This window comes from Ruegeria sp. YTSC199 (genome assembly GCF_059609725.1).
In genome coordinates this window covers 44,782-70,670 of the sequence record NZ_JBXWMF010000001.1, presented here as the reverse complement: position 1 = coordinate 70,670, position 25,889 = coordinate 44,782, and the positions used below count along the sequence as shown (strand labels likewise).

Annotated in this window: 23 protein-coding genes, 1 tRNA gene and 1 riboswitch; of the genes, 22 read left to right on the top strand and 2 right to left on the bottom strand. The window is 61.8% G+C overall.

The window, feature by feature from the left end; all coding sequences use genetic code 11:
- Nucleotides 1–5 precede the first annotated feature (5 nt).
- Nucleotides 6–79: transfer RNA gene (locus AC2FEE_RS00340), tRNA-Cys, on the top strand.
- A 43-nt stretch (nt 80–122) separates the two neighbouring features.
- Here AC2FEE_RS00340 and AC2FEE_RS00335 read toward each other — a convergent pair.
- Nucleotides 123–1,079: an NAD(P)-dependent oxidoreductase gene (locus tag AC2FEE_RS00335; protein ID WP_496862315.1), complete on the bottom strand. Its 957-nt coding sequence runs from the start codon at nt 1,077–1,079 to the stop codon at nt 123–125.
- Between the two features lie 103 nt (nt 1,080–1,182).
- Between AC2FEE_RS00335 and AC2FEE_RS00330 the strand changes: the two genes are divergently transcribed.
- The 8 genes from AC2FEE_RS00330 (at nt 1,183) to cobJ (ending at nt 10,402) form a co-directional block, all read left to right on the top strand.
- Nucleotides 1,183–2,067, top strand: a complete 885-nt coding sequence (locus AC2FEE_RS00330) for a LysR substrate-binding domain-containing protein (RefSeq protein ID WP_496862314.1) — start codon at nt 1,183–1,185, stop codon at nt 2,065–2,067.
- A 72-nt stretch (nt 2,068–2,139) separates the two neighbouring features.
- A riboswitch (cobalamin riboswitch) is annotated at nt 2,140–2,348 on the top strand.
- A gap of 94 nt (nt 2,349–2,442) precedes the next feature.
- On the top strand, nt 2,443–2,823 hold the full coding sequence (locus AC2FEE_RS00325) for a DUF1636 family protein (protein WP_496862313.1): 381 nt from the start codon (nt 2,443–2,445) through the stop codon (nt 2,821–2,823).
- Entirely contained in the window at nt 2,820–3,875 is a 1,056-nt protein-coding gene (cobW, locus tag AC2FEE_RS00320; RefSeq protein ID WP_496862312.1) for a cobalamin biosynthesis protein CobW, read from the top strand. Before AC2FEE_RS00325 ends, cobW begins: the two co-directional genes overlap by 4 nt.
- 6 nt (nt 3,876–3,881) lie before the next feature.
- Nucleotides 3,882–7,175, top strand: coding sequence for a cobaltochelatase subunit CobN (gene cobN, locus AC2FEE_RS00315; RefSeq protein WP_496862311.1), 3,294 nt, complete (start codon nt 3,882–3,884; stop codon nt 7,173–7,175).
- On the top strand, nt 7,172–8,299 hold the full coding sequence (locus tag AC2FEE_RS00310; RefSeq protein WP_496862310.1) for a ferredoxin-like domain-containing protein: 1,128 nt from the start codon (nt 7,172–7,174) through the stop codon (nt 8,297–8,299). The genes cobN and AC2FEE_RS00310 overlap by 4 nt, the downstream gene beginning before the upstream one ends.
- Entirely contained in the window at nt 8,299–8,928 is a 630-nt protein-coding gene (locus AC2FEE_RS00305; protein ID WP_496862309.1) for a precorrin-8X methylmutase, read from the top strand. Before AC2FEE_RS00310 ends, AC2FEE_RS00305 begins: the two co-directional genes overlap by 1 nt.
- Complete coding sequence (locus AC2FEE_RS00300; RefSeq protein WP_496862308.1) at nt 8,925–9,653, top strand: precorrin-2 C(20)-methyltransferase; 729 nt, start codon at nt 8,925–8,927, stop codon at nt 9,651–9,653. Before AC2FEE_RS00305 ends, AC2FEE_RS00300 begins: the two co-directional genes overlap by 4 nt.
- Nucleotides 9,650–10,402 carry a precorrin-3B C(17)-methyltransferase gene (cobJ, locus tag AC2FEE_RS00295; RefSeq protein WP_496862307.1) on the top strand — a complete coding sequence of 251 codons (753 nt, stop codon included), beginning with the start codon at nt 9,650–9,652 and terminating at the stop codon, nt 10,400–10,402. The genes AC2FEE_RS00300 and cobJ overlap by 4 nt, the downstream gene beginning before the upstream one ends.
- On the opposite strand, the gene AC2FEE_RS00290 is transcribed toward cobJ, so the two are convergent.
- Entirely contained in the window at nt 10,375–11,124 is a 750-nt protein-coding gene (locus AC2FEE_RS00290; RefSeq protein ID WP_496862306.1) for a cobalt-precorrin-6A reductase, read from the bottom strand. The genes cobJ and AC2FEE_RS00290 overlap by 28 nt on opposite strands.
- On the opposite strand from AC2FEE_RS00290, the gene cbiE reads away from it, so the two are divergent.
- The 13 genes from cbiE (at nt 11,123) to mdoH (ending at nt 25,806) form a co-directional block, all read left to right on the top strand.
- A complete protein-coding gene (gene cbiE, locus AC2FEE_RS00285) occupies nt 11,123–12,322 on the top strand; it encodes a precorrin-6y C5,15-methyltransferase (decarboxylating) subunit CbiE (protein WP_496862305.1) in 1,200 nt (399 codons plus the stop codon). The genes AC2FEE_RS00290 and cbiE overlap by 2 nt on opposite strands.
- Nucleotides 12,319–12,687, top strand: a complete 369-nt coding sequence (locus AC2FEE_RS00280) for a cobalamin biosynthesis protein (RefSeq protein ID WP_496862620.1) — start codon at nt 12,319–12,321, stop codon at nt 12,685–12,687. The genes cbiE and AC2FEE_RS00280 overlap by 4 nt, the downstream gene beginning before the upstream one ends.
- On the top strand, nt 12,684–13,478 hold the full coding sequence (gene cobM / locus AC2FEE_RS00275; protein WP_496862304.1) for a precorrin-4 C(11)-methyltransferase: 795 nt from the start codon (nt 12,684–12,686) through the stop codon (nt 13,476–13,478). Before AC2FEE_RS00280 ends, cobM begins: the two co-directional genes overlap by 4 nt.
- Nucleotides 13,465–14,787 (top strand): cobyrinic acid a,c-diamide synthase CobB, encoded by a 1,323-nt coding sequence (locus AC2FEE_RS00270; RefSeq protein ID WP_496862303.1) that lies wholly within the window; start codon nt 13,465–13,467, stop codon nt 14,785–14,787. Before cobM ends, AC2FEE_RS00270 begins: the two co-directional genes overlap by 14 nt.
- On the top strand, nt 14,784–15,512 hold the full coding sequence (gene cobA, locus AC2FEE_RS00265; RefSeq protein ID WP_496862302.1) for a uroporphyrinogen-III C-methyltransferase: 729 nt from the start codon (nt 14,784–14,786) through the stop codon (nt 15,510–15,512). Before AC2FEE_RS00270 ends, cobA begins: the two co-directional genes overlap by 4 nt.
- On the top strand, nt 15,505–16,251 hold the full coding sequence (cobF, locus tag AC2FEE_RS00260) for a precorrin-6A synthase (deacetylating) (protein WP_496862619.1): 747 nt from the start codon (nt 15,505–15,507) through the stop codon (nt 16,249–16,251). Before cobA ends, cobF begins: the two co-directional genes overlap by 8 nt.
- Nucleotides 16,252–16,312: 61 nt before the next feature.
- Nucleotides 16,313–16,771, top strand: coding sequence for a DUF302 domain-containing protein (locus tag AC2FEE_RS00255; RefSeq protein ID WP_496862301.1), 459 nt, complete (start codon nt 16,313–16,315; stop codon nt 16,769–16,771).
- A 79-nt stretch (nt 16,772–16,850) separates the two neighbouring features.
- Entirely contained in the window at nt 16,851–18,470 is a 1,620-nt protein-coding gene (locus AC2FEE_RS00250; protein ID WP_496862300.1) for a thiamine pyrophosphate-binding protein, read from the top strand.
- Nucleotides 18,457–19,641, top strand: coding sequence for a CaiB/BaiF CoA transferase family protein (locus AC2FEE_RS00245; protein WP_496862299.1), 1,185 nt, complete (start codon nt 18,457–18,459; stop codon nt 19,639–19,641). The genes AC2FEE_RS00250 and AC2FEE_RS00245 overlap by 14 nt, the downstream gene beginning before the upstream one ends.
- Before the next feature lie 180 nt (nt 19,642–19,821).
- Entirely contained in the window at nt 19,822–21,192 is a 1,371-nt protein-coding gene (locus AC2FEE_RS00240) for a tetratricopeptide repeat protein (RefSeq protein ID WP_496862298.1), read from the top strand.
- Nucleotides 21,193–21,227: 35 nt separating this feature from the next.
- Nucleotides 21,228–22,445, top strand: coding sequence for an OpgC family protein (locus AC2FEE_RS00235; protein ID WP_496862297.1), 1,218 nt, complete (start codon nt 21,228–21,230; stop codon nt 22,443–22,445).
- Entirely contained in the window at nt 22,442–23,941 is a 1,500-nt protein-coding gene (locus AC2FEE_RS00230) for an OpgD/OpgG family glucan biosynthesis protein (protein ID WP_496862296.1), read from the top strand. The genes AC2FEE_RS00235 and AC2FEE_RS00230 overlap by 4 nt, the downstream gene beginning before the upstream one ends.
- Nucleotides 23,938–25,806: a glucans biosynthesis glucosyltransferase MdoH gene (gene mdoH, locus AC2FEE_RS00225; protein WP_496862295.1), complete on the top strand. Its 1,869-nt coding sequence runs from the start codon at nt 23,938–23,940 to the stop codon at nt 25,804–25,806. The genes AC2FEE_RS00230 and mdoH overlap by 4 nt, the downstream gene beginning before the upstream one ends.
- Nucleotides 25,807–25,889: the final 83 nt, after the last annotated feature.

The window sequence follows — 25,889 nt, the reverse complement described above, 5'->3', positions numbered from 1 at the left end:
GAAAAGGCGAGTTGGCGGAGTGGTGACGCAGCGGATTGCAAATCCGTGTACACCGGTTCGATTCCGGTACTCGCCTCCACTTCTCTACATTGACAACTGGCCGTATTGCGCCGCGTGGTGCGTCATTCCGCCCTTCGGCCCTGCGGGATGACTTCGTAGCCCGGTTCTTCCGGTTCGTCATCCAGCATTTCGGGCGGAAAGCCGGGGGCTGTGATGTCCAGGCCGGTGGCCTCTTCTAACCGCTTGATAATGTTCGGAGACAGTTCACGGTCGCCGTAACGGGCGATGCCATCTTCGAAGATGCGGATCATCACCGGGTTGATTTCCAGCGGCACTCCGGCCCGGTCGGCCACGTCCTGGAACAACCCGATATCCTTTTTAACAAGGTCCATCGTGAAAGAGATATCACGCGATCCGTTCAGGATGACCTGGCTTTCGGTTTCATGCACGAAGGAAGTACCGGAGGAAATCTTGATCGCCTCATAGGTGGTGTTGAGGTCCATCCCGGCAGCCTTGGCAGTCACCAGCGCCTCGGCACAGGTGATCAGGTTGGCGGTGGCCAGATAGTTCGTCAGCACCTTCAGGACCGAGGCCGAACCTAAATCTCCGGTGTGCAGAACTCGCCGTCCCATCGTGGTTAGAAACGGCAAAATCCGCTCGAATGTTTCGCGGTCGCACCCTGCGAAGATCGAAATGTTGCCGGTCGCCGCCCGGTGGCACCCGCCGGACACCGGGCAATCGACCGCGGCGCCTCCGCGTTCGACCACCATCGCGCCGAGACGCATAACCTCAGTCTCATCGGTGGTCGACATCTCCATCCAGATTTTGCCCGGAGCGACCTCGGGCAGCATCTCTTTCATCACGGCGTCCGAGGCGGCCGGGGACGGCAGACAAGTGATGACTGCATCACAATCCCGCATCATCTGCGCCGGACTTTCGGCAGCTTTGGCGCCTTTGGCCACGTATTCGGCCACCAGATCGGGGGCGAGGTCATGGACCGTCAAGTCAATTCCGTTGCGCAGCAGCGAGCCGGACAGCTTGCCGCCGACATTACCCAAACCGATGAATCCGACTTTCATTTCACCCTCCCGAAGGTCGTCGTTTGTGCTGAGTATCCCTATTGCCTGCCGGAAACAAAAATGAATAATAACACGTGATATAGGTAAAAATTTTTGGTGATAGATGGATCGCCTTCCAAATCCCGCTTGGCTGCGCAGCTTCGAATCCGCCGCGCGCCATCTGAATTTCACCACAACCGCGCGGGAACTTGGCCTGACGCAAACAGCCGTTTCACTGCACATTCGGTCCCTCGAAGCCGAGCTGGGTCAAAAGCTGTTCACACGAAATGCGCGGCGGCTGGAACTGACCGAGCTTGGGCAGTCTTATTCGCTGACAGTGCGGCGCGCTCTGGCCGATATCACACTGTCCACCAACAGCCTGTTTGGCCCGGCCTCGCGTCAGACACTTACGATCCGCGCCGCTATATCGACTGCCACCTACTGGATCGCCGCCGAACTGCCCGACTTCACCGAACGGCATCCGGACATCCCTGTCCGTCTGGTGTCGCATATCTGGAATGACAGCGGGACACCCGGCGATGTGGATGTGGAAATCCGCTTGGGTTACGGTGACTGGCCGGGGGTGCGATCCGAAAAACTCACCGACGAAAAGCTGGTCCCGGTCTGTCGGGCTGGGGACGACTCAGCAAAGCTGATCTCCCTGCCGCACGGGCCGCTGATTCACATCCTTGGATACGAGGACAACTGGGCGCGGTATCTTCAGGCCAACGGCATAGCGCCGCCCCACCAGCCGCCCCGGCATTCTGTGGACACCACGGTGGCGGCGCTGCAACTAGTGATGGCTGGTGCAGGATATGCCACGATCCTGGAACGGTTCGCAAACAACGCAATTCGGCAAGGCGCACCGATTGCGATTGCGGGTCCGGCGATTCCCTTTGCCCAGTCGCATTATCTGGTCAGCGCTCAACGGGCCGTGCAATCCACGGCAGCGGCGGGTTTGTTTTGCGCGTGGTTGCAGGAACGGCTGGTGGCGGATGCCGCGGATTGACACAAGCTGGTCGCTTTTCTGTTCTATGGGGTTTCTACCCCTGTCTCGCGCTTGACAAGGCCCCTGCCCGTGCCGCATGTCGCTTGCGTTGGTGTCCATCCACGGATGGATGAAAAGGGAATGCGTCAACGGTGATCCGTCAAACGCAGCCGCCCCCGCGACCGTGACCGGAGAGGGTGCCCAAAGCCACTGGCCGAATTGGCCGGGAAGGCGGGACATCCGACAGAGGCCCGCCTCTGACATCCGCAAGCCGGGAGACCTGCCAGCACGCGAAGATGAAACCGGGCGGGGTGTTCCGGTGTCGGGTCCATGTTGCGACACGTGGCCCGCATGAAACCCCGTCCCCCGCAATGAGGATTTGGGGGGATGAGAGACATGACCGAGACCGCACCAGTCGAGCTGCTGGTCTGTACCACGTGCCGCCGCGGCTTGCCCGTTGAGGACGACGCGCAACGACCCGGCGCCTTGCTTCACAAAGCACTGGAAGAGGCCGAACTGCCTGAGGGCGTGACCCTGAAAGCCGTCGAATGCCTGTCAAATTGCGATCAGGGCTGCTCCATCGTGCTGCGCGGCGGGCCGGATCGCTGGACCTTTGTGTATGAGCATTTGAACGAAACCGACCATGTTGATGTCATCGTCGATGGTGCCACCAAGTACCTTGCCGCCGAAGATGGTTTGGTCAAATGGCGCGAACGCCCTGAACATTTCCGCAAAAACTGTGCGGCCCGTATTCCCCCGATTGGAGCCCTGAAATGAGCAACCTCGAAAAACTTCCCGTCACTGTGATCACCGGCTTTTTGGGCTCGGGCAAGACTACGCTGGTCAAGCACCTGATGCAGAACCCGCAGGGCAAGCGTCTGGCCGTTGTGGTCAACGAGTTTGGTGATGTGGGCGTAGATGGCGATATTCTGAAATCCTGCGCCATCCCGGATTGCCCGGCAGAGAACATCATGGAACTGGCGAACGGTTGCATCTGCTGCACCGTGGCTGATGATTTCATTCCGACCATCGAGGCCCTGATGGCGCTGGAGCCGCGCCCCGATCACATCCTGATCGAAACCAGCGGTCTGGCCCTGCCCAAGCCGCTGTTGAAGGCGTTCGACTGGCCGGATATCCGGTCGAAGATCACCGTCGACGGGGTGATCGCTCTGGCCGATGCCGAGGCTGTTGCCGCCGGTCGTTTTGCCCCGAATGTCGAGGCCGTGGATGCCCAGCGCCTGGCCGATGACTCGATCGATCACGAAACGCCCCTGTCCGAAGTGTTCGAGGATCAGGTCTCCTGCGCTGACATCATCTTGCTGACCAAGCCTGATCTGGCTGGCCCCGAAGGCGTAGCCAAGGCCAAAGAGGTGATCGCGACCGAGGCTCCACGCCCCCTGCCCGTCGTCGAAGTAGCCGAAGGTGTAGTGGATGTCCGCGTTGTGCTGGGTCTGGAAGCAGCAGCCGAGGATGACATGGAAGCCCGTCCATCGCATCACGACGGCCACCACGATCACGAGCATGACGACTTCGAAAGCATCATCGTTGAGTTGCCGGAACAGAGCGATGCTGTTGATCTGGTTGCCAAGATCGAACGTCTGGCCACGGAACTGAACATCCTGCGGGTCAAAGGCTATGCAGCAGTATCAGGTAAACCCATGCGCCTGTTGGTGCAGGCCGTCGGCACGCGCGTCCGTCACCAATTCGACCGCCCATGGGAACCGGGTGAAGAGCGCCGCTCGCGTCTGGTGGTGATTGCCGAGCATGACGACATCAACGAGGCCGCGATCCGCGATATCCTCGTCGGTGTTTCTGAGCCCGCCGAGTAACCACACATGCACGTCGTCTTCCGCGAAAGTCACGGGTTAGAGGAAACCGAGACCGCGACCGATCTGGGCCAGAGCCCGGCGGATCTGGTGGTGCTGTCCTTTTCGGACAGCGACCTAGGCGCTTTCGCGGCGGGCTGGCATCGTGGTGGAGGCCCCGAGGGGCGGATGCCGACGATGCGTCTGGCCAACTTGGCGGCGCTGAAGCACCCCCTTTCCGTCGATACCTATGTCGAACAGACATTGGAGGGTGCGAAAGGCATCCTGATCCGTTTGATCGGCGGCGTGCCTTACTGGTCTTACGGCTTGCAGCAGGTTCTGGCGCTGGCGCAGGCCAAAGGCATCGCGCTGGCCGTTCTGCCTGCGGATGGGCGTGAGGACACGCGGCTGGATGATTTCTCCACCCTACCGGTCTCGACCCTGCGCCGCTTGGCGCATCTGTGTGACACTGGCGGCGAGGTTGCAGCACAGGCTGCGCTGGCGCAGATGGCGCTGGCGGCAGGTCTCTATGCCGGCCCGGTGATGGGCGCAAAGACCTTACCCGACTGCGGCGTCTGGTGCCCGGACCGCGGCGTGATCCCGGTGGATACAGCGTTCACAATCGATGCGAGACGTATCCTCGTCACCTTCTACCGCGCTTATTTGACTTCGGCCGACACAGCGCCGATCACCGCCCTGATCCGCAGCCTGCGAGACCGGGGACTGGATGCGGTTGGCCTGTTCGCTCCTTCGCTGAAGGCCCCTGCCGCAGCCGGGTGGCTGCGTGAACAGGTCGTGGCGCTATCGCCGTCGGCAATCATCAACGCTACCTCGTTCTCGGGCAAAGGTGCGTCAGGCACCTCACCACTGGACGAAACGAATGTGCCCGTGTTTCAAGTCGCCCTTGCCACCTCACGCCGCAAGGCATGGTCCGAAGCGGAGCGAGGCCTTTCCCCCGCTGACCTTGCCATGCATGTGGTACTGCCCGAGGTGGACGGTCGCATTTCGGCGGGCATTGCGTCTTTCAAGGAACCGGGCAGGCGCGACCCGTATCTTGAGTATTCCCGTTTCGCCCACCGGGCTGAACCTGAGCGGATCGAAGCAATTATCGACCGGGTTACCGGCTGGTTGAACCTGCGCGACAAACTCAAGGCGGATCAGACCCCGGCGCTGGTGCTGTCCACCTACCCCGGCAAGGACTGGCAGATGGCCCATGCGGTTGGCCTTGACGCATTGGCTTCGGCCGAGGCAATGCTGTCCGACCTGCAGGGAGAAGGTTATGATACCGGACCGGCGGAGCCGATTGCCGAGACCTTGCTGGACGCTCGTATTTCGTGGCCACTGGACGACTACCAAACCGCACTCGCGGACCTACCGGAACAACTGCGCACAGACCTGAAAACGGTCTGGGGGAACCCCGAGGACGACCCGACCTTCGCGGATGGTGCGTTCCACTTCACTGCTCTGCACCGAGGCAAGGCGCTGGTCGCGCTGCAACCGGAACGTGGCACGCCCGAATTGCGCGATGATGACTATCATGACCTCTCACGCACTCCACGCCACAGCTATGTGGCCTTCTACCTGTGGCTCCGCAAAGGCCTGCGCGCAGATGCTCTGATTCATATCGGCGCCCATGGAACACTGGAATGGCTGCCGGGCAAATCGGTCGCCTTGTCCGCCGACTGCTGGCCCGAGGTTCTGATCCGCGATCTGCCGGTGATCTATCCTTTCATCGTTAACGACCCCGGCGAGGCCGCACAGGCCAAACGCCGGATCGGAGCGGTCACGCTGGGCCACATCCCGCCCCCAATGAAAGAAAGCGGCACGCCGGATCGGATGGTGCGGCTTGAATCGCTGCTGGATGAATTCTCGAATGCCGACGGTCTGGACCCCAAGCGCCGTGATCGCCTGCAGGAGCACATCCGCAACGAAGCACAAGCCATCGGGCTGGAAAATGACCTCGGCCTTGACCAGGCCACCTGCACCGCCGAGGCAATCACCCGCATCGATCGTTTTGTCTGTGACATCAAGGAAAGCCAGTTTGGCGACGGTCTGCACATCTTTGGCCGCGTGCCCGAGGTGACCAGCAATTTCGACCCCGCGCCCTCGGCCCATGCCGAGCGCAGCGCTCTGATCGACGCACTGGCCGGCAAACGGATCGAGGCTGGCCCGTCAGGCTCTCCTTATCGGGGGCGGTCAGACGTGCTGCCTACTGGGCGAAACCTCTATACCACCGACCCGCGCTCGGTGCCCACCCGCGCCGCCTATGCCCAAGGCGTGAAACTGGCCGAAGAACTCGTCCGGCGACACCTACAGGAGGAAGGCGATTATCCGCGAGGCCTGATCGTCGATCTATGGGGCTCGGCCACCATGCGCACGGCGGGCGAGGAATTCGCCATGGCGCTGCACCTGCTGGGCGTGAAGCCGGTCTGGGATAAGGGTTCCGAGCGGGTCTCGGGCATCGAGGTGCTGCCGATCACCGACCTCAGCCGCCCGCGTCTGGACGTGACATTGCGCGTCTCGGGTCTGTTTCGCGATGTGTTCCCAACGCTCTCGGCGCTGTTCGGTCAGGCTGTAAGGGCGCTGTCAGAACGCGATGAGGCCTCGGACTGGAATCCGTATGCCGGTCAGGAACCCGCAGCCCGCGTCTATGGTCCGGCCCCCGGCAGCTATGGCCTGAACATGACCCACCTGTCCGAGACCTATACGGACGAAGCTCGCGCCAAAGCGGGCGAAGCGTGGCTGGAGGCCAGTTCCTTCGCGCTGGAAGGTGAGCATATCGCGCCGGACAAAGACGGCATCACCCAGCGTGTCGCCAATGCTGACAGCTTCGTGCACCTGCAGGACCTGACCGAAACCGACCTGCTGCTGGCCAATGACTATGCCACGCACGAGGCCGGATTTGCCGCCGCTAAGAAGATCACCGGCGGCACTGCGCAGCTTTACCATCTGGACAATACCAATCCGGAAAACCCGCGTGCGCGGACCCTGCCCGAAGAGATCAGCCGCGTCATCCACGCCCGCGCCGCCAATCCTGGCTGGATTTCGGGAATGCAACGTCACGGGTTTCGGGGCGCTGCCGAGATCGCAGCAACGCTGGATCACATGGCCTCGTTTGCGCACCTGTCGGACACAGTCGCGCCACATCTGTTCGACCTCTACCACGATGCCACGTTGGGTGATGCCGAGGTCGATTCCTTCCTGCAAGAGGCCAACCCGCAGGCACATCAGGCCATGAAAGACAGGTTCCTTGCGCTGCTGGAGGCAGGGCTTTGGAACACTCGCCGGAATTCTATCCGGGCCAACCTGGAGGGCCTGGAATGAGCGCGCCAATCGTCCAAGGCTGGTGTCCCGGCGCCCATCGCCCGATGATGTCCGGCGATGGGCTGGTTATACGGGTACGGCCCCGGCTGGCCCGGTTGAGCGTCGTGCAGGCGCTTGGGCTATGCGAACTGGCGGAACGGTTCGGCAATGGTACCATTGACCTGACCAATCGCGCCAACCTCCAGTTGCGAGGGGTGAAAGAGTCCGACCATCAGCCGCTGCTTGCGAAGCTTGCAGCGCTGGACCTGCTGGATTCCGAACCTGGCATCGAAGTACGTCGCAATATCCTCGTGTCACCCTTGTATGACACAGGTGATCTGACCGCGCGACTGACCCAAGAACTGATCAACCGGCTGGCGGAACTTCCTGCCCTGCCCGCGAAATTCGGCTTCGCCATTGATACCGGTCCTGAACGCCTGCTTGCCGGTGACTCGGCGGATGTCCGACTTGAGACCAGTGCCGAGGGTTTGATCCTGCGTGCCGACGGGTGTGAAACCGGGTGCTGCGTGTCGGAAGCGGACGCCATCGACCGAGTGATCGCTCTGGCCGAGTGGTTCGCCGAGCGTTTCACACCAGACACACGCCGCATGGCGCGGGTGGTTGCGGCGCAGGGTTTGCCGCAGGACTGGCAGGGTAGCGCACCAGCGACCATCTGCGCGCCATTGCAACCCGGTGCCTGTGCTTTGGGCGCGCTCTATGGCGCGGCCTTTGGTCAACTGCCCGCGCGACGCCTGTTCAACCTGATTGAAGACACCGGCGCATCCGCTCTTCGGGTCACCCCGTGGCGGCTGATCCTGCTGGAAGGCGGGACGGTTATTCCCGCATCGGCCTTTGTAACAGATGGCGCCGACCCGCTGATGACCACCGACGCCTGCCCCGGCGCGCCGTTCTGCCCGCAGGCGCAGGCTGAAACACGTGACATCGCCCGCGCATTGGCGCCGCGTGTCAGCGGTAGCCTGCATGTCTCGGGCTGCTCCAAGGGGTGCGCCCGGATGGGCGCGGCGGATGTCACTTTAGTCGGCCACAACGGACGATTTGATCTTGTCAAACAAGGCCGCGCGGGGGATGAGCCCTGCCAGCACGGCCTGACCGAAGAAACACTTATGACCATGGACTTCACCTGATGCCCTATGAATACGAAACCGACGGCGCGGCGATCTATAAGGAAAGCTTCGCCACCATCCGGTCCGAGGCCGACTTGGCCCGCTTCGACGCCGACGAAGAGCCGGTTGCCGTTCGCATGATCCACGCCGCCGGGATGGTCGGGCTGGAAAAGTTCGTTCATTTCTCGCCGGGTTTTGTCTCGACCGCTCGCGCCGCATTGGAAAACGGCGCGTCGATCCTGTGCGACGCGCGCATGGTCAGCGAAGGTGTGACCCGTTTTCGCCTGCCCGCCGATAACGAGGTGATCTGTACGTTGCATGACGAACGTGTACGCCCTCTGGCCGCCGAGATGAGCAACACCCGCTCCGCCGCCGCACTGGAGTTGTGGCGCCCGCATCTGGAAGGCGCTCTGGTTGCCATCGGTAACGCACCCACCGCCCTGTTCCACCTGCTGAATATGCTGGAAGATCCTAATTGCCCGCGCCCCGCCGCCATCATCGGCTGCCCTGTGGGCTTTGTCGGCGCGGTTGAGTCCAAAGACGCCCTGTGGGAAGCGCAACCAGTGCCGTCCTGCATCGTCAAAGGCCGTTTGGGCGGCAGCGCCATCACAGTGGCCGCCGTCAACGCCATCGCGAGCCGCGCCGAATGAACGCGGGCAAGATATACGGCGTGGGCCTCGGCCCCGGCGATCCTGACCTGATGAGCGTCCGGGCCGACCGCCTGCTGCGCAATGCGCGCCACGTGGCATTCTTTCGCAAACCGGGCCGCAGCGGTCAGGCGCGCAAGATCGTCAATGGCATGATCCCCGGCGACGCGGTGGAGTTTCCGATGGAGTACCCGGTCACCACCGAAATCCCCGTGACCGACCCACGCTATAACGAATTGCTTTCGGCCTTTTACAAAGACTGCGCCGCGCATCTGAAAACCCTGTCGGATCAGGGTGAAGACGTCGTGGTTCTTTGTGAGGGCGATCCGTTCTTTTACGGCTCTTTCATGCATCTTTACAGCCGCTTGCGAGACGAGACTGATGTCGAAGTCGTGCCCGCCATCACCGGCATGTCCGGCGCATGGACGGCAACCGGAGACCCGATCACTTGGGGCGACGACGTGCTGACCATACTGGTCGGCACCCTGCCCGAGGACGATCTGGCGCAGCGTATGGCGCAGACTGACGCGCTGGTCGTGATGAAGATCGGGCGCAATATCGACAAGGTGATACGGGCGCTGAAGACCGCCGGGTTGTATGACCGCGCATGGATCGTCGAATTCGCCCAGATGCCGAACCAGACAGTGACGAAACTGTCCGAGGCCTGTGACAAGGTCACCCCTTATTTCTCGATCATCATCGTGCATGGCCAGGGGCGGCGTCCATGAGCGGCTGGGTCAAGATTGCGGGCCTTGGGCCGGGTAACGAAGAATTGGTGACACCCGAAGTGTCCGCCGCGCTGGCCGAGGCCACGGATATTGTTGGCTATATCCCCTACGTCGCACGCCTAGCCGAGCGCCCGGGCCTAACGCTGCACGCCAGCGACAATCGGGTCGAGATTGACCGCTCGCAGCACGCATTACAGATGGCCTCCGAAGGCAAGCGCGTAGTCGTCGTCTCCTCGGGCGATCCTGGCGTGTTTGCGATGGCAGCCGCAGTGTTCGAGGCATTGGAGAATGGTCCCGCCGAGTGGCGCGACATTCCGATCGATGTGCTTCCCGGGATTACCGCAATGCTGGCGGCCTCAGCCCGTGCTGGCGCGCCGTTAGGGCATGACTTTTGTACCATAAATCTCAGCGACAACCTGAAACCGTGGTCCTTGATCGAAAAACGCCTGCGTCTTGCCGCGCAGGGTGATTTCGCGATGGCGTTCTATAACCCGCGCTCCAAATCCCGCCCCGAAGGCTTTGTGAAGACGCTGGAAATCCTGCGTCAGGAATGTGAGCCCGAGCGTCTGATCCTGTTCGCCCGCGCCGTATCACGCCCGGATGAAGCCATCCGGATTTCGACCCTTGCCGAGGCGACGCCGGATATGGCCGACATGCAGACGGTGGTCATTGTCGGCTCCTCGCTGACGCGTGTGATAGAACGGGGCAGCACCCCGATCGTCTACACCCCGAGGTTCACGCCGGAATGAGCCAGCCAGTCCAGAACCTGTGCGACATTCGACAATTCGGTCCGCTGCGGCAGGACCGGACGGTCAATCATCAGCACCGGCACGCCCAGCGCCCGCGCGGCGTCCAGCTTGGCGCGCGCGCCGGTGCCGCCCGCGTTCTTGGACACCACCAATTCAGTGCCATGCTGCTGCATAAGCACCCGATCATCCTCAACGGTGAACGGCCCGCGCGAGACAACCACGTCGCAGCTCGGCAGGGGCAGCTTACCCGGTTCATCAACCAACCGCAGCAGGTAGTGGTGCTGGGGCTGAACGGCGAAATCCTCAAGATGCATCCGACCGACGGCCAGAAAGACGCGTTGCGGCGTACCGGACAGCGCGGCGACTGCGTCATCGATATCCGCGACGTGGTGCCACCGGTCGCCCTCCTGCGCCTCCCATGCTGGGCGGGTCAGCGCGACCAGAGGTGCTCCGGTCTCATGACACGCCGCGACAGCGTTGCCGCTCATCTGCGCGGCAAAGGGATGGGTGGCGTCGATCACATGGGTAACCGCGTGGTCCCGCAGGTAACCCGCCAAGCCGACACTGCCGCCAAACCCGCCAACACGCACCGGCAAAGCTTGCGGACGCGGGTTTTCAACGCGCCCAGCGTAGGAATAGGTTGCAGGAATGCCCTGCTCTGCCACGGATTTAGCCAGTGCGTTGGCCTCGGTCGTGCCACCAAGGATCAGGAGATGTGTCATGCATGAAGCTCCGTGGCTGACCGTTCTGGGCTTGGGCGAAGATGGACTGGATGGCCTGCCGCCCGCAAGTCGTCAAGTGTTGGAACGCGCCGAAATCATCATGGGCCCGCCACGCCATCTGTCGCTGGTTCCCGAAACCTCGGCGCAACGGATCGAATGGCCTGTACCGTTCGCAGATGGTCTGCCGATCCTGACCAAATTTCGGGGGCGGCCAACCGTTGTTCTGGCCTCTGGCGATCCGTTCTGGTTCGGCGCAGGCTCGGTCATCGCGCGTAATTTCGAGGCCGGGGAATGGGCAGCCCTACCCGGCCAATCAACCTTTTCTCTTGCCGCGGCACGGCTGGGCTGGCCGTTGGAAAACACGCTGACCTTTGGCCTGCACGCGGCCCCGCTGACCCGGCTTCGACCGCATCTGTCCCCCGGCCTGCGCGCCATCCTGTTGCTACGCAACGGCGCGGCAGTGGCGGAGCTGGCGACCTATCTGACCGAGACCGGATTTGCAGACAGCGCCTTGCACGTGATGGAGGCCCTCGGTGGCCCCCGCGAACGTGCGCGGACCGTGTCGCTGACCGAGGCTCTGCTCGGCAGCTTTGACCACCCCGTCTGTGTCGGGCTTGAGGTCGCGGGCGAAGGGCGCGCTTTCCCGAAGGCCTCGGGCAAGCCGGACGAGATTTTCGAAACCGATGGCCAGATCACCAAACGCCCGGTGCGCGCGCTGACGCTGTCGGCACTGGCACCGCAGCGGAACGAGCATTTGTGGGATATCGGCGGCGGCACCGGTTCGATCAGCATTGAATGGCTGATGTGCGACCCGACTCTGACAGCCACCACGATCGAACCGCGTGCAGATCGCGCAGAACGTATCCGGCGCAATGCCGATGCGCTGGGACAGGATCGTCTGAATGTGGTGCACGGTATTGCACCGGATGCGTTGACCGAGCTTACTCCGCCCGATGTCGTATTCATTGGCGGCGGGTTGAGCAGCGAATTGCTGCAGTGGATACATGATGCCCTACCCGCGGGCACCCGGCTGGTCGCCAATGCGGTGACACTGGAAAGCGAGGCGTTGTTGGCGCAATGGCACGAGGAACTGGGCGGTGAATTGTTGCGGGTCGAGTTGGCGCAGGCCTCGGCCCTTGGCCCCCGGCGCGGCTGGAAATCCGCTTACCCCGTAGTGCAATGGAGCGTTACCCTATGATCGTCGCGGGTTTGGGATTTTCATCGACGGCTTCGGTGGACAGCTTGCGCGCGGCCTTCGACCGGGCCAGTGCCGACTGGCAGGTCGAAGCACTTGCCACAGTGGTCGACAAAGAAGGTCATGCCGCGCTGACCGAATTTGCGGCATCCACTTCCCTGCCGCTGCATTTCATCGCGCCCGCCGATCTGGCCGGGCAGCGCACCCTTACCTGCTCGAACCGCAGCCGCGCCAGCTATGGTACCGGCAGCGTGGCCGAAGCATCCGCCCTTGCCGCCGCCGGCCCCGGTGCGCGACTGACCTCACCCAGACACATCTCGGACGACCGGCTTGCCACCTGCGCCGTCGCCATCGGAGGACAAACATGACCGTTCATTTCATCGGCGCCGGACCGGGCGCTGCCGACCTGCTGACCCTGCGTGGGCGCGATATCATCGCCTCATGCCAAGTGTGCCTTTATGCCGGATCGCTGGTGCCCGAGGAAATCCTGGGCCACTGCCCCGAGGACGCAAAGATCATCAACACGGCGCCGATGGATCTGGATCAGATCATGGCCGAGATCGAGGCGGCCCATAAAGCCGGGCAGGATGTGGCGCGGCTGCATTCCGGCGACCTGTCGGTCTGGTCGGCGATGGGAGAACAAATCCGCCGCCTGAAGGAGATGGGAATCCCGGTCAGCGTGACCCCCGGCGTACCGTCATTCGCTGCAGCAGCGGCGTCACTGGGCACTGAGTTGACCCTCCCCGGATTGGCGCAGTCGGTGGTTCTGACGCGGACGCCCGGACGCGCGTCGTCGATGCCAGAGGGTGAGACGCTGGAAAACTTCGCCCGTACCGGGGCAACCCTTGCCATTCACCTGTCGATCGGCAATCTGGACAAGGTGATCGCCGACCTGACTCCGGCCTACGGGGCCGACTGCCCGGTCGCCGTCGTGTACCGCGCCAGCTGGCCGGATGAGCGGATCATCCGCGCCACTTTGGCCACGCTGAAAGAAGCGCTGGACGAGAACATTTCGCGTACCGCTTTGATCATGGTCGGGCCTGCGCTGGCCGGTGAAGGCTTTGACGAAAGCTGCCTTTATTCCAAGGACTACGACCGCCGTTACCGCCCGCAGAGCGCCGACAGCCCGTGGTCGAGCTGGAGCCATGGCGATGACTAACCCTCCGGGTCTTCTGATTTCCGCGCCGTCCTCGGGGACCGGCAAGACCACCGTCATGCTGGGACTGTTGCGAGCATTGGCAGAGGATGGGTTGAATGTTCAGCCGTTCAAGAGCGGCCCGGACTACATTGACCCGGCCTTCCATCAGGCGGCGGCGGGGCGAGCCTCGTTCAACTTGGATAGCTGGGCGATGGGCGATCCGCTGCTGAGCGCCATCTCGGCGCAGGCCGAGGGGGCTGATATCGTGGTCGCCGAAGGCTCGATGGGACTGTTTGACGGCGTAGCGAAACCGGGCGAACTGGGGCATGGGTCCAGCGCTGAAACCGCACTGCGGATGGGCTGGCCTGTAGTGCTGGTACTGGATGTCGGAGGTCAGGCGCAGTCGGCCGCGGCCACCGCTCTGGGGTTCCGTATGTATAACCCTGACTTGCCGTTTGCAGGTGTGATCCTTAACCGCTGCGCCAGCCCTCGACATGAGCGGCTAACGCGATTGGGGATGGAGCGCGCGGGCCTGCCGGTTCTTGGCGTGTTGCCGCGTCGCGGAGACCTGACCCTGCCCGAACGCCATCTGGGCCTGATCCAGGCCGTCGAGCACCCCGATCTGGAAAGCGCGATCGCCGGTTATGCGGCGTTTCTGCGCGAGCACGTGGATCTGGAGGCCATCAAGGCGGCGGCTTCCTCAGGCCCGGATGGGCCATCGTCAGCCGCGCTGCCGCGCCCTCCAGCGCAACGGATTGCGCTGGCCAGGGATGCCGCGTTTTCCTTTACCTATCCGCATCTGTTGGAAGGCTGGCGAGCAGCAGGGGCCGAAATTCTGTCGTTTTCGCCACTGGCAGATGAAGCCCCTGCAGCGGATGCCGATCTGGTTTGGCTGCCCGGCGGATACCCCGAATTGCACGCCGGAACGCTGGCCGCGGCAGAGACTTTCCTGACCGGGTTGCGCAAACACGCCGAAACCAAACCCGTTCACGGGGAATGCGGTGGGTACATGGCGTTGGGTCAGGCGCTGATCGACAAGGAAGGTGTTCAGCACAAGATGGCCGGTCTGCTGGGGCTGGTGACCTCGTATGAGAAGCGCAAGTTCAATCTGGGCTATCGCAAAGCGGAACTCTTGGCGCCGATGCCAGGCTATGCATCCGGCACTGCTTTGCGCGGGCATGAGTTCCACTACTCGTCAATTGTCGAGCAACCGGATGCGCCGCTGGCACGGGTTTTCGACGCTGAGGGGGCCGAGGGTCCGCAGACCGGATCGGTGCGAGGCAACGTGACCGGCACATTCTTTCACCTGATTGCGGAGGCTACGGCATGAGCGGCTTCGTTTCCTTTATCGGCTCTGGTCCCGGCGACCCGGAACTTCTGACGCTGAAAGCGGTCGACCGGATGCAGAAGGCCAACGCGGTGCTGTTTGACGACCTGAGCAGCGGTCCGATTCTGAGCCACGCGCACGAGGGCGCTGATTTGGTTGGCGTTGGCAAACGCGCCGGGCGGCCGTCGCCAAAACAAGATCATGTCAGCCGCCTGCTGGTGGATTATGCCAAGACCGGTGCCCGCGTGGTGCGGTTGAAATCAGGCGATGGTGGGTTGTTCGGACGGCTCGAGGAAGAACTGGTCGCCCTGCGTGAAGCCGGAATTGAATACGAGATCATCCCCGGCATTCCCTCGGCGGTGGCTGCCGCAGCGGCAGCCGGTATTCCGTTGACGCGGCGACTGACCGCCCGTCGGGTGCAATTCGTCACCGGCCATGATGTCAGCGGCCAATTGCCCGAGGACTTGAATCTGCCCGCACTGGCGGACCCGGACGCCACAACCGTTGTGTTCATGGGCAAGCGAACCTTTCCCTTGCTGGTCAAAACACTCCACGACCACGGCCTGCCGCTGGACACACCTGCCTTGATGGCCGAGTCGGTTTCGACGCCAGATCAGAAATTGCAGCGGGCGACCATCGGCGCGTTGTCGGCACAACTGGCAAACGAGATTGGCAGCGCCCCGGCATTGATCCTTTATGGGCCGCTGGCAGAGCTTGACGATGTATGACCTGACCCTGATTGGCATCGGCACCGGCAACCCGCATCACGTGACCTTTCAGGGCGCGCAGGCCATCCGCGATGCAGACCTGATCCTGATCCCTCGCAAAGGTGATAACAAGGCCGATCTAGCGGGGTTGCGCGAAGATATCATCGCAGCTGTGACCGACACGCCGCCTCAGATCGCTTATTTCGACATCCCCAAACGTCGCTCGGACGACGGCTACCTACGCGGCGTGGACGAATGGCATGACGCGATTGCCCTGTGCTGGCATGAGGCGATCTCAGTGCACCCAGAGGCGCAACATGTGGCCTTGCTGATTTGGGGCGACCCGTCGCTCTATGACAGTTCGTTGCGGATCGCTTCACGGCTGGATCCACAGCCGGAGACACGAGTGATACCGGGCATTACGGCGCTGCAAGCGTTGACGGCAGCCCATGCGATTCCTATCAACGATCTGGGCGCGCCTTATGTTGTCACCACCGGCCGGCGCATCCGGGATGAAGGCTGGCCTGTAAATACCTCGAAAGTGGCGGTTATGCTGGACGGCGAATGCTCGTTCCAGAGCCTTGAGATGCAGGATTATGACATCTGGTGGGGCGCCTATGTAGGCATGAAAGAAGAACTCCTGATCAAGGGGCCTCTGGTCGACGTGGCACAACAGATTCTGGAAACTCGCGCACGCGCACGCGCCGATCATGGCTGGATCATGGATATCTATCTGCTGCAAGATCGCACGGGATTGTGAGTGCGCCGCCCCCTGTTCTCTGTCATCAATAGAGCCAGTCATGGTGCTGGAGGTGTCACGAATGCGCGTTCTTTGGGCTTCGCTTTGCTGTCTGGTCATGCCTGCCTGGGCCGAAGAACCCCTGTCCGGCTGGGCGGTTTACCCGACTGACAAGAGTTATGAGGAACTCGTGGCCGACACAAAGGCTGCGGTGAAAGAAAACGGGCTGATCGTGGTCACTCAGGCCGGGCCGACCAAGGCTGCGGCCGCGCGCGGCATCGTCATTCCCGGCAATCTGGTGATCGGGGCTTTCAACAACGACTACGCGGTGCGTGTTCTGGAGACCTCGGTCCAGGCGATGATCGAAGCCCCGATCCGGTTCTACGTCACCGAAAACGAGGATGGTACCGCCACCCTGTCTTACAAAACGCCCAGCTTTGTGTTTGCGCCCTATGTCTATGAGGGTGGTGAGCCCTTGAGCAACATTGCCGCCGAGCTTGACACAAAATTTCAGGCAGTGGCGGGAGCCGCAGTCAAATAGTCACACTGACGTGAACCTGCTTGCGTCCGGGCGCGTCCTCCGCAATCTCCTGTGAAACACGATCTTCGGAGCTTTACTGATGCAGGACGTATCCCCCCGCGCAGCTGACCTTTTAGCCCAACGTCTTTACGAGGCCGGGTGCCGCCACGCCTTTGGCATGCCCGGTGGAGAAGTTCTGACGCTGGTGGATGCGCTGGAGCAAGCGGGGATCACCTTTCACCTAGCCAAGCACGAAAACGCTGCCGGGTTCATGGCAGAGGCCGTGCATCACCGCGACGGTGCGCCTGCGATTCTGGTGGCCACCCTCGGTCCCGGCGCGATGAACGGGATCAACGTGGTGGCTAACGCGCTGCAGGATCGGGTGCCGATGATCGTTCTGACCGGCTGTGTTGATGCGGATGAGGCGCTGACCTATACACATCAGGTCATGGATCATGCGCAGGTCTATCGTTCGATCACCAAAGGGACATTTACCCTGACCGCGCAAGGCGCGGACATTGTGGCCGATAAGGCCGTGTCATTGGCTAACCAACCACGCCCCGGCCCCGTTCATATCGATGTGCCGATCTCGGTTGCGGATACGCGTGTGTCCGGCATTAAACGTCGGCGCCTCACAAAACACGCCGCCGTCGCGCCCGAAGGAAACTGTGTTGAAAAGGCCCGCCGCTGGCTGGCCGAAGCTGCACGACCCATCGCTATTGTGGGTCTGGACGTGCTCTATGACGACTCACGCAACGTGGTGCAGGCGTTTCTCGAGCATTTCAGCATTCCCTTCGTTACCACCTACAAGGCCAAGGGTGTGGTCCCCGAGGATCATCCTCTTTGTCTCGGTGGCGTGGGCCTGTCACCGTTGGCCGACAAACATCTGGTGCCGCTTGTTGAACAGTCCGATCTGGTTCTGTGTCTTGGCTACGACCCCATCGAAATGCGACCGGGCTGGCGCGAGATCTGGGACCCCGACGAAAAGCGGGTCATCGATATCTCTGCCGTGGTCAATGACCACTACATGCATCATGCCGAATTGAATCTGGTGGCCCATACCGGCGCCACGCTGGAGGCCATCGCCAAAGGCAACCCTGCCCGCGCGACATGGCCCGGTGGTGAGCCCGCGCAGGTCAAAGCCGCCTTGGCGCGGGCCTTCCCCACTGATGACAACTGGGGGCCTGCCGCGGTGATCGCCGAGACCCGTGCCACTCTGCCCCCCGAAACACTGGCAACCGCCGATAGCGGCGCTCATCGCATCCTGCTGAGCCAGATGTGGGACTGCCACGAAGAACGCGGGCTGATCCAATCCTCGGCGTTGTGCACCATGGGCTGCGCGGTGCCGATGGCGATTGGCCTGAAACTGGCCGAACCGGATCGTCCGGTCATCAGCTTTTCGGGCGACGCCGGGTTCCTGATGGTGGCCGGAGAGCTGTCGACCGCCGCCGAAATGGGCGGCAACCCGATCTTTCTGGTCTTTGTCGATGCCAGCCTTGCGCTGATCGAATTGAAACAGCGGCAGCGCCAGATGGGCAACATGGGCGTCGATTTCGATCGCCACGACTTTGCCGCCCTAGGTCGGGCCTTTGGTGGCAACGGCCATACCGTCCGCAATAGGGCGGAACTGCGCGCCGCGCTGATCGCGGCCGTCAAGGCCGACACTTTCACCGTGATCGCCGCCGAGATTGACCGTGGAGGGTATGATGGCCGTATCTGAGGGACCGCTGAAGGGCGTTAAAGTACTGGACCTATCCCGCATTCTGGCCGGGCCGACCTGCACGCAATTGCTGGGCGATTTGGGCGCCAGCGTTATCAAGATCGAAAACCCGGCGACAGGTGGCGACGACACGCGGCAATGGGGCCCTCCGTATGTCGTGGATGCAGACGGCAACCGCTCGGACCTGAGTGCATATTTCATGTCGACCAACCGCAACAAAAAGTCAGTTGCGATCGACATCACCACGGCTGAGGGTCAGGCGCAGATCAAACGGCTGGCCTCGCACGCGGATATCCTGATCGAGAATTTCAAACCCGGCGGGCTTGCAAAATACGGGCTGGACTACGCGTGCCTGTCGGGAGAGTTTCCCAGCCTCGTTTATTGTTCGATCTCGGGCTACGGCCAGACCGGGCCGAACGCATCCAAACCCGGCTACGACCTGATGGCGCAGGGCTATGGCGGGATCATGTCGCTGACCGGTGATCCCGAAGGCGCCCCCATGAAGGTTGGCGTGGGCATCTCCGACGTGATGTGCGGAATGTACGCCACTGTCGGTATTCTGGCCGCGCTACGCCACCGCGATCAGACCGGTGAAGGCCAGCAGGTGGACTTAGCGCTAGTCGATACGCAGGTTTCCTGGTTGATCAATGAGGGCGTGAACTATCTGACTTCGGGTGATGTGCCCCAACGGCGTGGCAATGGGCATCCCAATATCGTGCCGTACGACGTCTATGAAACCGCCGATGGTCACGTCATTCTGGCGGTAGGGAATGATGGCCAGTTCCGCCGCTTTTGCGAGTTCATCGACCATCCGGAACTGGCGGAAGACCCGCGCTTTGCCACCAACCCGGCGCGGCTGGAAAACCGTGACGCCCTGAATTCGGTGCTGCGCCCGGCGGTGCAGGGCCACGACACCGCCACCGTCATTGCCGAGCTTGAAACGCGAAAAGTGCCCGTTGGCCCGGTGCAGACGCTGGATCAGGTATTTGCCACAAAACAGGTCGCTGCACGGGAGATGCAGATCGCCATGCAGGCCGCCCCGGGCGAGGTGAAATTGATCGGGAACCCGCTGAAACTGTCTCGCACGCCTGTAACATATCGCAGTGCTCCGCCCGTGTTTGGGGCAGACACTCAGGCTGTATTGAACGCCGAAAATCCATTCGAAGATTGAAACACAGCGCCCATTTCGGCGGCATGTTGCTGAAACATGCCGTTGAATCGGCGGTTTTTTTCACGTTTTCCACACACGGCATTTCACCAATTCGAGAGCAGCGGCGATACTGATACGACGCCGCCGAAGTCTCTGCTACATCGAATATGTAGAAATTTATAATTGGATCGGATCACACGCATGAAACAAGATGTTTTCGGACAGATGAACACCCTGAGCCAGCCCGCAAGCGTCGAGGCGTGGAATGGTGTTCTGCTTGGCTTCATGGCGCATTCGGCCAGCACGCCGCTACATCTGGGCAAAGTGCTTGAGCTTGAGCCCGACTTTGCCTTGGGTCACGCGATCAAAGGTCTGTTCATGGTTTTGCTGGGTCGGCGTGAGATGACGGCGGTCGCGGTTGAGGCTCTGACAGCTGCGAATGCGGCGATGGAACGGCAGCCGGTCTCCGCGCGCGAGCGGTTGTATATCGAGGCGCTGGGTCTGTACCTGGCCGACCTGCCCTCACAGGCCGTAAAGAAGTTCGAAGAGATTCTATGCGCCCATCCCCAGGATACGCTGGCGATGAAGCTCAGCCACGCAACGCGGTTTGTTCTGGGCGACTCGGCCGGAATGCGCCGTTCGATTGAACGGGTAATGCCCGCCTATGAACCCGACCATGCCGGACGTGGCTATCTGCTGGGCTGTCATTCCTTCGCGCTGGAAGAAACGGGCGCCTATGAAAAGGCCGAGATCGCAGGACGTCAGGCGCTGTGGATGGTATCCGACGACGCCTGGGGGCTGCACGCGGTGGCCCATGTGCATGAAATGACAGGTAACGCGCAGTTGGGTCTGGATTGGCTGGCCGGGCGCGAGGATGCGTGGACGCACTGCAACAACTTCCGCTATCACGTCTGGTGGCACAAGGCGCTGATGCATCTGGACCTGGGTCAGGTTGATCAGGTGATGGAGTTGTATGACAACTATATCCGTCAGGACAAAACCGACGATTACCGCGATATTTCGAACGCAACATCGCTGCTGTCGCGAATGGAGTTGGAGGGCATCGATGTCGGCAACCGCTGGGAAGAGCTGGCTGATCTGAGCGCCGCCCGGACCGAGGATGGCTGCCTGATCTTTGCCGATTTGCACTATCTTCTGGCCTTGACCGGCGACAACCGCAGCGATGCGACGAACAAGATGTTGCAGCGCATTCAGAAGGACGCGCAGCGCAATCAGGGCGACACCCCGATCCGCATGTCCGATCCAGGTATTGCAGCCGCCAAAGGCCTTGAGGCCTTCGGCGATGGCCTTTACGGTGCCGCATTCGACTTTTTATCAAGCGCGCGCAGTGGTATGCAACTGGCAGGGGGTAGCCACGCCCAACGTGATGTATTCGAGCGCATCGCAATCGATTCCGGTCTGCGCGCGGGCCGTCTGGATGCAGTCGAGCGCATCCTGGACGATCGCCGCGCCAAACGCGCCGGAGGGGAAGACAATTACGCCCTGGCGCGCCGCGCATTGATCGACGCGGCCCGCGATGACCAAGACGCACAGAGCGTCCCGGCTGAATAACAAAACAAAAAAAGACTAAGAAGGACAGAATACGTATGGCGACAGCATCGCCCGCTTCTGATTTCGCGCCCGTGGTGGCCTCAACGGCCGCACCTGCACGCACGCGCGACCCGCGGCTGGATTTCTATCGCGGCATCGCGATGTTCATCATCCTGATCGCGCATGTTCCCAATGACCCATGGGCCAACTGGATTCCAGCCCGGTTTGGGTTCTCGGACGCGACTGAAATTTTCGTGTTCTGTTCGGGCATGGCCTCGGCCATTGCGTTCGGCGGGGCGTTCCTGCGCAAAGGCTGGTGGATGGGCACGGCCCGTGTGGCTTTCCGCATCTGGCAGGTCTACTGGGCGCATATCGCGCTGTTCTTCTTTGTCGCCATGACCATGGCGGCGTTGAATCAGAGCGGGCTGTTCGAGAAAGACTATATCTCGTCGCTGAACCTGCAGCATTTCTTCAACGACCCGGCGCCGCAGATTGTCGGGATGTTCACCCTGACCTATGTGCCGAACTATTTCGACATCCTGCCGATGTATCTGGTGGTTCTGGCGATGATGCCGCTGGTCATGGGCCTGTCTCGGATCGGATTCTGGGCGGTTGCCTTGGCCTCGGTCACGCTGTGGCTGATCGCCCAGACCGACGTTCTGGACCTGCCGGCCGAACCGTGGTCCGACCGTCAGTGGTTCTTCAATCCATTCGGTTGGCAGTTGCTGTTCTTCACCGGCTTCGCCTTTATGCGCGGTTGGCTGCCGGCCCCTCCGGTGTCGAAAACACTGATCTGGGCGGCAGCCCTGTTCCTTGTTTTCTCGATGCCTTTTGGCTCGTGGAAGGTTTTCACATGGATCAACGCGGCGGCCCCTGATCTGGCTGACGAAATCCGCAAGGTCTGGCCGGTCACCAAGGAATTACGCGACAAGACAGACTTTGGCCTGTTCCGGTACCTGCACTTCCTGTCGTTGGCCTATCTGGGCTGGGTTGTAGCCGGTGAGCACGGTCACCGCCTGATCGCAACCGGGCACGGAGCCGCTGCCAAAGTCTGGCAATTTCTGCTGACCGTGATCTCCAAGGTCGGGCAGCAATCGTTGGCAGTATTCGTTTTTTCCATGGCGGCAGCACGACTTATCGGCGTCGGACTCGACCTGAGTGGGCGGGATTCTGCCAGTGTGTTCATCGCTAACATGATTGGCTTTGCGATGATCATCGGCGTGGCTTACATGGCCGCTTGGTTCAAATCACAACCCTGGAAGTCAAAGAAATGAATTTTACACGTCGCGCATTTCTGGCCTCGACTTCGGCGCTTGCCTTCGCGCCGGCCACATTTGCCACCGGCGGGGAAACCCCCTTTGACCGCAATGACGTCATCGCGATGGCCCGGGATCTGGCCAGCCGCCCCTATGCTGAACGCGAGATGGTGCCGCAGGAATGGCAGGACCTGACGTATCAGCAATACCGCTCGATCCGGTTCCGCCTGGATCGCGCGCTGTGGTATGAAACCGAGACACCCTTCAACGTCGATTTCTTTACGCCCGGGCTGTACTTCCCGCGCACCGTTAAGGTGTCGACGGTCGAGGGTGGAATGGCCACTCCGGTCGCCTTCGATCTGAGCATGTTCGACAAGTCCGAGGACGTGCCGGAGTTGCCGATCGACGACACGCTGGGGTTCTCGGGTCTGCGCCTGCGCACCGAAATGCACCGCCCTGGCAAAACCGATGAGTTCTGCGTCTGGCAGGGCGCCAGCTATTTCCGTGCCATCGGACTGCATGAAGTCTATGGGCTGTCGGCCCGTGGACTGGCGTTGAAAACAGGCGATCCGGACGGCGAAGAATTCCCCGAGTTCATCCGTTTCTGGCTGGAACGCCCCAAACCCGGCCAACGTGACATGGTTGTACATGCGCTGATGGACAGCCCCAGCGTGACCGGAGCCTATCGGTTCAACGTCTCCGCTGGCGCAGATTGCATCATGGATATTGAGGCCACCCTGTTCCCCCGCGAAGAGCTGACCCATGTCGGCATTGCGCCCGGCACCTCGATGTTCCTGTTCGACCAGACCAACCACAGTCGGTTCGACGATTTCCGCCCCGCTGTCCATGACAGCGACGGGCTGCTGATTCGCAATGGGGCCGGAGAGGTGCTGTGGCGGCCGCTGTCCAACCCCACGCGCCTGCAGTTTTCGTCCTTTGTCGATATGAACCCGCGCGGGTTTGGCCTGATGCAGCGCAAGCGTAAGTTCTCGGATTACGCGGACCTTGAGGCGAATTACCACAAACGTCCGGGCTTGTGGGTCGAACCCAATGGCGATTGGGGCAAAGGGGCTGTCACGTTGGTCGAAATTCCGGCCGATCAGGAAATCTATGACAACATCGTTGCCTATTGGCGCCCGATGGAGCCCTATGCGGCGGGTAGTCAGATCGATCTGTCCTATCGCCTGATCTGGGGAGAGGAACCGCAGCGCACGCCGATGCCGCGCGTAATCAATACCGCGATGGGTGAAAACACCTTTGGCGAAGGGCGTCTGGCCGTCATCGACTTTGAGGAAAGCGATTTGTTCGGCGATCCCGAGGCGATGACGATCTTTGTCGACTCGCCCCATGCCGAGACCTCCGAAGGCGTGCTGCAACGCAACCCCGATACCGGCGGCCTGCGGCTGGCATTTTCGTTTCAGCCGGGCGACCGCAGCCACGTGGAACTGCGCGCGCAGTTGCTGAAAGACAAACAACCGGCCTCTGAGGTCTGGCTTTATCGTTGGACCGCATGACCCAGGATCTGCACATCATGCCCCCCGAGGCGCCTCTGGCCATGCCCGCGCAGGACTTCAGCGTGGACTTCCGGGATGCGCAGGTACCCGGGGGCCAGCGCCCCTCAGCCGGGTTCTGGCGCGCATTGGCGTTCTCTCCGGCCATGGCAGCCACGATGGGCCTGCTGTGGGTCATGAGTGATTGGTTCGGGGCTGAAGGCATCAATCTGATCGAAGGCGTCTTGCTGGCGCTGATTTCGTTCAACTTCTTTTGGATTTCCTTTACGGTCTGCACCGTGCTGCTGGGCATGGTGTCCCTGTCGCGGCAGGAACCACCGAAACGCGAGACCCGTTCGCAGCCCCTCCGCGTCGCGCTTCTGACGCCCGTCTACAACGAAGTGCCGTGGAACGTGCTTGGGAACGCCCGCACGATGCTGGAGGACCTGCGCGCGCGGGGTGGTCAGCACCACTATGCCATGTTCATCCTGTCCGACACCCGCGACCCCGAGATCGCGGCGCAGGAGCAGGCCAGTGTCGAGGCGCTGCGCACCACCCTCGCCCCCGGTCTGGAGCTCTACTACCGGCGTCGTGAACAAAACACCGACCGCAAGGTCGGCAACATCGCCGATTGGGTCAGCCGCTGGGGTGCCGATTGGGATGCGATGCTGGTACTGGACGCAGACAGCCTGATGACCGGACGTGCCATACTGCGGCTGACGGACTCGCTGGCGCGTGACCCGGGTGCGGGTCTGGTCCAGAGCTATCCGCAGCTGATCGGCGCTCAGTCGGTCTTTGCCCGGATGCAGCAGTTCGCCAATGGTGTCTACGGCATCGCCTTTGCCGAAGGTCTGGCACGCTGGTGCGGGCAAGAAGGTAACTATTGGGGCCACAACGCCATCATCCGTACTCAGGCTTTTGCCACAAGCGCAGGCCTCCCGAAATTGCGGGCCTATAATGGTCAGGAAAAGCTGATCATGAGCCACGACTTCGTCGAAGCCGGTTTGCTGCGCCGCGCTGGTTGGGGGGTGCGGTTCCTGCCGCGCATACGGGGCTCGTATGAGGAAACCCCGCCCACGCTGATCGACCACGCCCTGCGGGATCGTCGCTGGTGCCAGGGCAACCTGCAGCACCTGAAACTGTTGGGCTCAACCGGGTTCCGAGCCGTGTCCCGCTTCCATATGTTCCACGGCGCGGTCGGCTATCTGATGTCGCCGCTGTGGTTTGCCCTGTTGGTGATGTGGGCGCTGATTGGGCAGGGTGAGGATGCCTCGGTCCTGCATTATTTCAGCCCCGACAACCCGATGTTCCCGCAATGGCCCGAGATGTCTGAAACCCGCCACGTGCTGATCATTCTGGTGATGTATGCCATGTTGCTGGCCCCTAAGGTGCTGGGCGTTCTGGCCTTGCCCCTGAGCGGGGTGCGCTATGCGGAATTCGGCGGCGGGTCCAAGTTCCTGACATCCTTCCTGGCTGAGGTGATCCTGTCGATCCTCTATGCCCCGATCCTGATGGTGCAGCAGATGATCGCGGTCTTCCGCACAGCGCTTGGCCTTCAAAAGGGTTGGTCGCCGCAGGCACGCGATGGTGGCACTTACAGCCTGCGCACTCTGATCCTGTGCCACACGCTGGAAACCATCAGCGGCGTCGCGCTAAGCGTTGGCATCCTGTCCGGTCTTGTATCGGTCTGGCTGGCGCCGATCGCGATCAGCCTTGCGCTGGCGGTTCCTCTGTCCGCGCTCAGCGGTGTCTCGGCCGGGGCCGCGCGGCGTATGGTCGGGATGAGGGAGGATTTCCGTGAACCTGCGATCACCCGCTCGGCGCGACGTCACCGGAACGAACTGAAGCGTCTGATCGAGGGCAAAGGCGTCATGGCCCCTGCCGAGTAAAGCGCTTTGCGTTTCACGCGAGCATCAGCAACAAAAAGCGCGTTCGTTCAACAGGAGAGGCAGCGCGTGTTGTTTCCAACTGA

Coding starts and splice junctions, on each gene's coding strand:
- AC2FEE_RS00245 (WP_496862299.1), top strand. CDS start 18,457: ATGGCCGTATCTGAGGGACCGCTGAAGGGCGTTAAAGTACTGGACCTA.
- AC2FEE_RS00235 (WP_496862297.1), top strand. CDS start 21,228: ATGGCGACAGCATCGCCCGCTTCTGATTTCGCGCCCGTGGTGGCCTCA.
- AC2FEE_RS00230 (WP_496862296.1), top strand. CDS start 22,442: ATGAATTTTACACGTCGCGCATTTCTGGCCTCGACTTCGGCGCTTGCC.
- cobF (WP_496862619.1), top strand. CDS start 15,505: ATGTATGACCTGACCCTGATTGGCATCGGCACCGGCAACCCGCATCAC.
- cbiE (WP_496862305.1), top strand. CDS start 11,123: ATGCATGAAGCTCCGTGGCTGACCGTTCTGGGCTTGGGCGAAGATGGA.
- AC2FEE_RS00330 (WP_496862314.1), top strand. CDS start 1,183: ATGGATCGCCTTCCAAATCCCGCTTGGCTGCGCAGCTTCGAATCCGCC.
- AC2FEE_RS00280 (WP_496862620.1), top strand. CDS start 12,319: ATGATCGTCGCGGGTTTGGGATTTTCATCGACGGCTTCGGTGGACAGC.
- AC2FEE_RS00300 (WP_496862308.1), top strand. CDS start 8,925: ATGAACGCGGGCAAGATATACGGCGTGGGCCTCGGCCCCGGCGATCCT.
- cobA (WP_496862302.1), top strand. CDS start 14,784: ATGAGCGGCTTCGTTTCCTTTATCGGCTCTGGTCCCGGCGACCCGGAA.
- cobW (WP_496862312.1), top strand. CDS start 2,820: ATGAGCAACCTCGAAAAACTTCCCGTCACTGTGATCACCGGCTTTTTG.
- AC2FEE_RS00250 (WP_496862300.1), top strand. CDS start 16,851: ATGCAGGACGTATCCCCCCGCGCAGCTGACCTTTTAGCCCAACGTCTT.
- cobN (WP_496862311.1), top strand. CDS start 3,882: ATGCACGTCGTCTTCCGCGAAAGTCACGGGTTAGAGGAAACCGAGACC.
- cobM (WP_496862304.1), top strand. CDS start 12,684: ATGACCGTTCATTTCATCGGCGCCGGACCGGGCGCTGCCGACCTGCTG.
- AC2FEE_RS00325 (WP_496862313.1), top strand. CDS start 2,443: ATGACCGAGACCGCACCAGTCGAGCTGCTGGTCTGTACCACGTGCCGC.
- AC2FEE_RS00305 (WP_496862309.1), top strand. CDS start 8,299: ATGCCCTATGAATACGAAACCGACGGCGCGGCGATCTATAAGGAAAGC.
- AC2FEE_RS00335 (WP_496862315.1), bottom strand. CDS start 1,079: ATGAAAGTCGGATTCATCGGTTTGGGTAATGTCGGCGGCAAGCTGTCC.
- mdoH (WP_496862295.1), top strand. CDS start 23,938: ATGACCCAGGATCTGCACATCATGCCCCCCGAGGCGCCTCTGGCCATG.
- cobJ (WP_496862307.1), top strand. CDS start 9,650: ATGAGCGGCTGGGTCAAGATTGCGGGCCTTGGGCCGGGTAACGAAGAA.
- AC2FEE_RS00310 (WP_496862310.1), top strand. CDS start 7,172: ATGAGCGCGCCAATCGTCCAAGGCTGGTGTCCCGGCGCCCATCGCCCG.
- AC2FEE_RS00270 (WP_496862303.1), top strand. CDS start 13,465: ATGGCGATGACTAACCCTCCGGGTCTTCTGATTTCCGCGCCGTCCTCG.
- AC2FEE_RS00240 (WP_496862298.1), top strand. CDS start 19,822: ATGAAACAAGATGTTTTCGGACAGATGAACACCCTGAGCCAGCCCGCA.
- AC2FEE_RS00255 (WP_496862301.1), top strand. CDS start 16,313: ATGCGCGTTCTTTGGGCTTCGCTTTGCTGTCTGGTCATGCCTGCCTGG.
- AC2FEE_RS00290 (WP_496862306.1), bottom strand. CDS start 11,124: ATGACACATCTCCTGATCCTTGGTGGCACGACCGAGGCCAACGCACTG.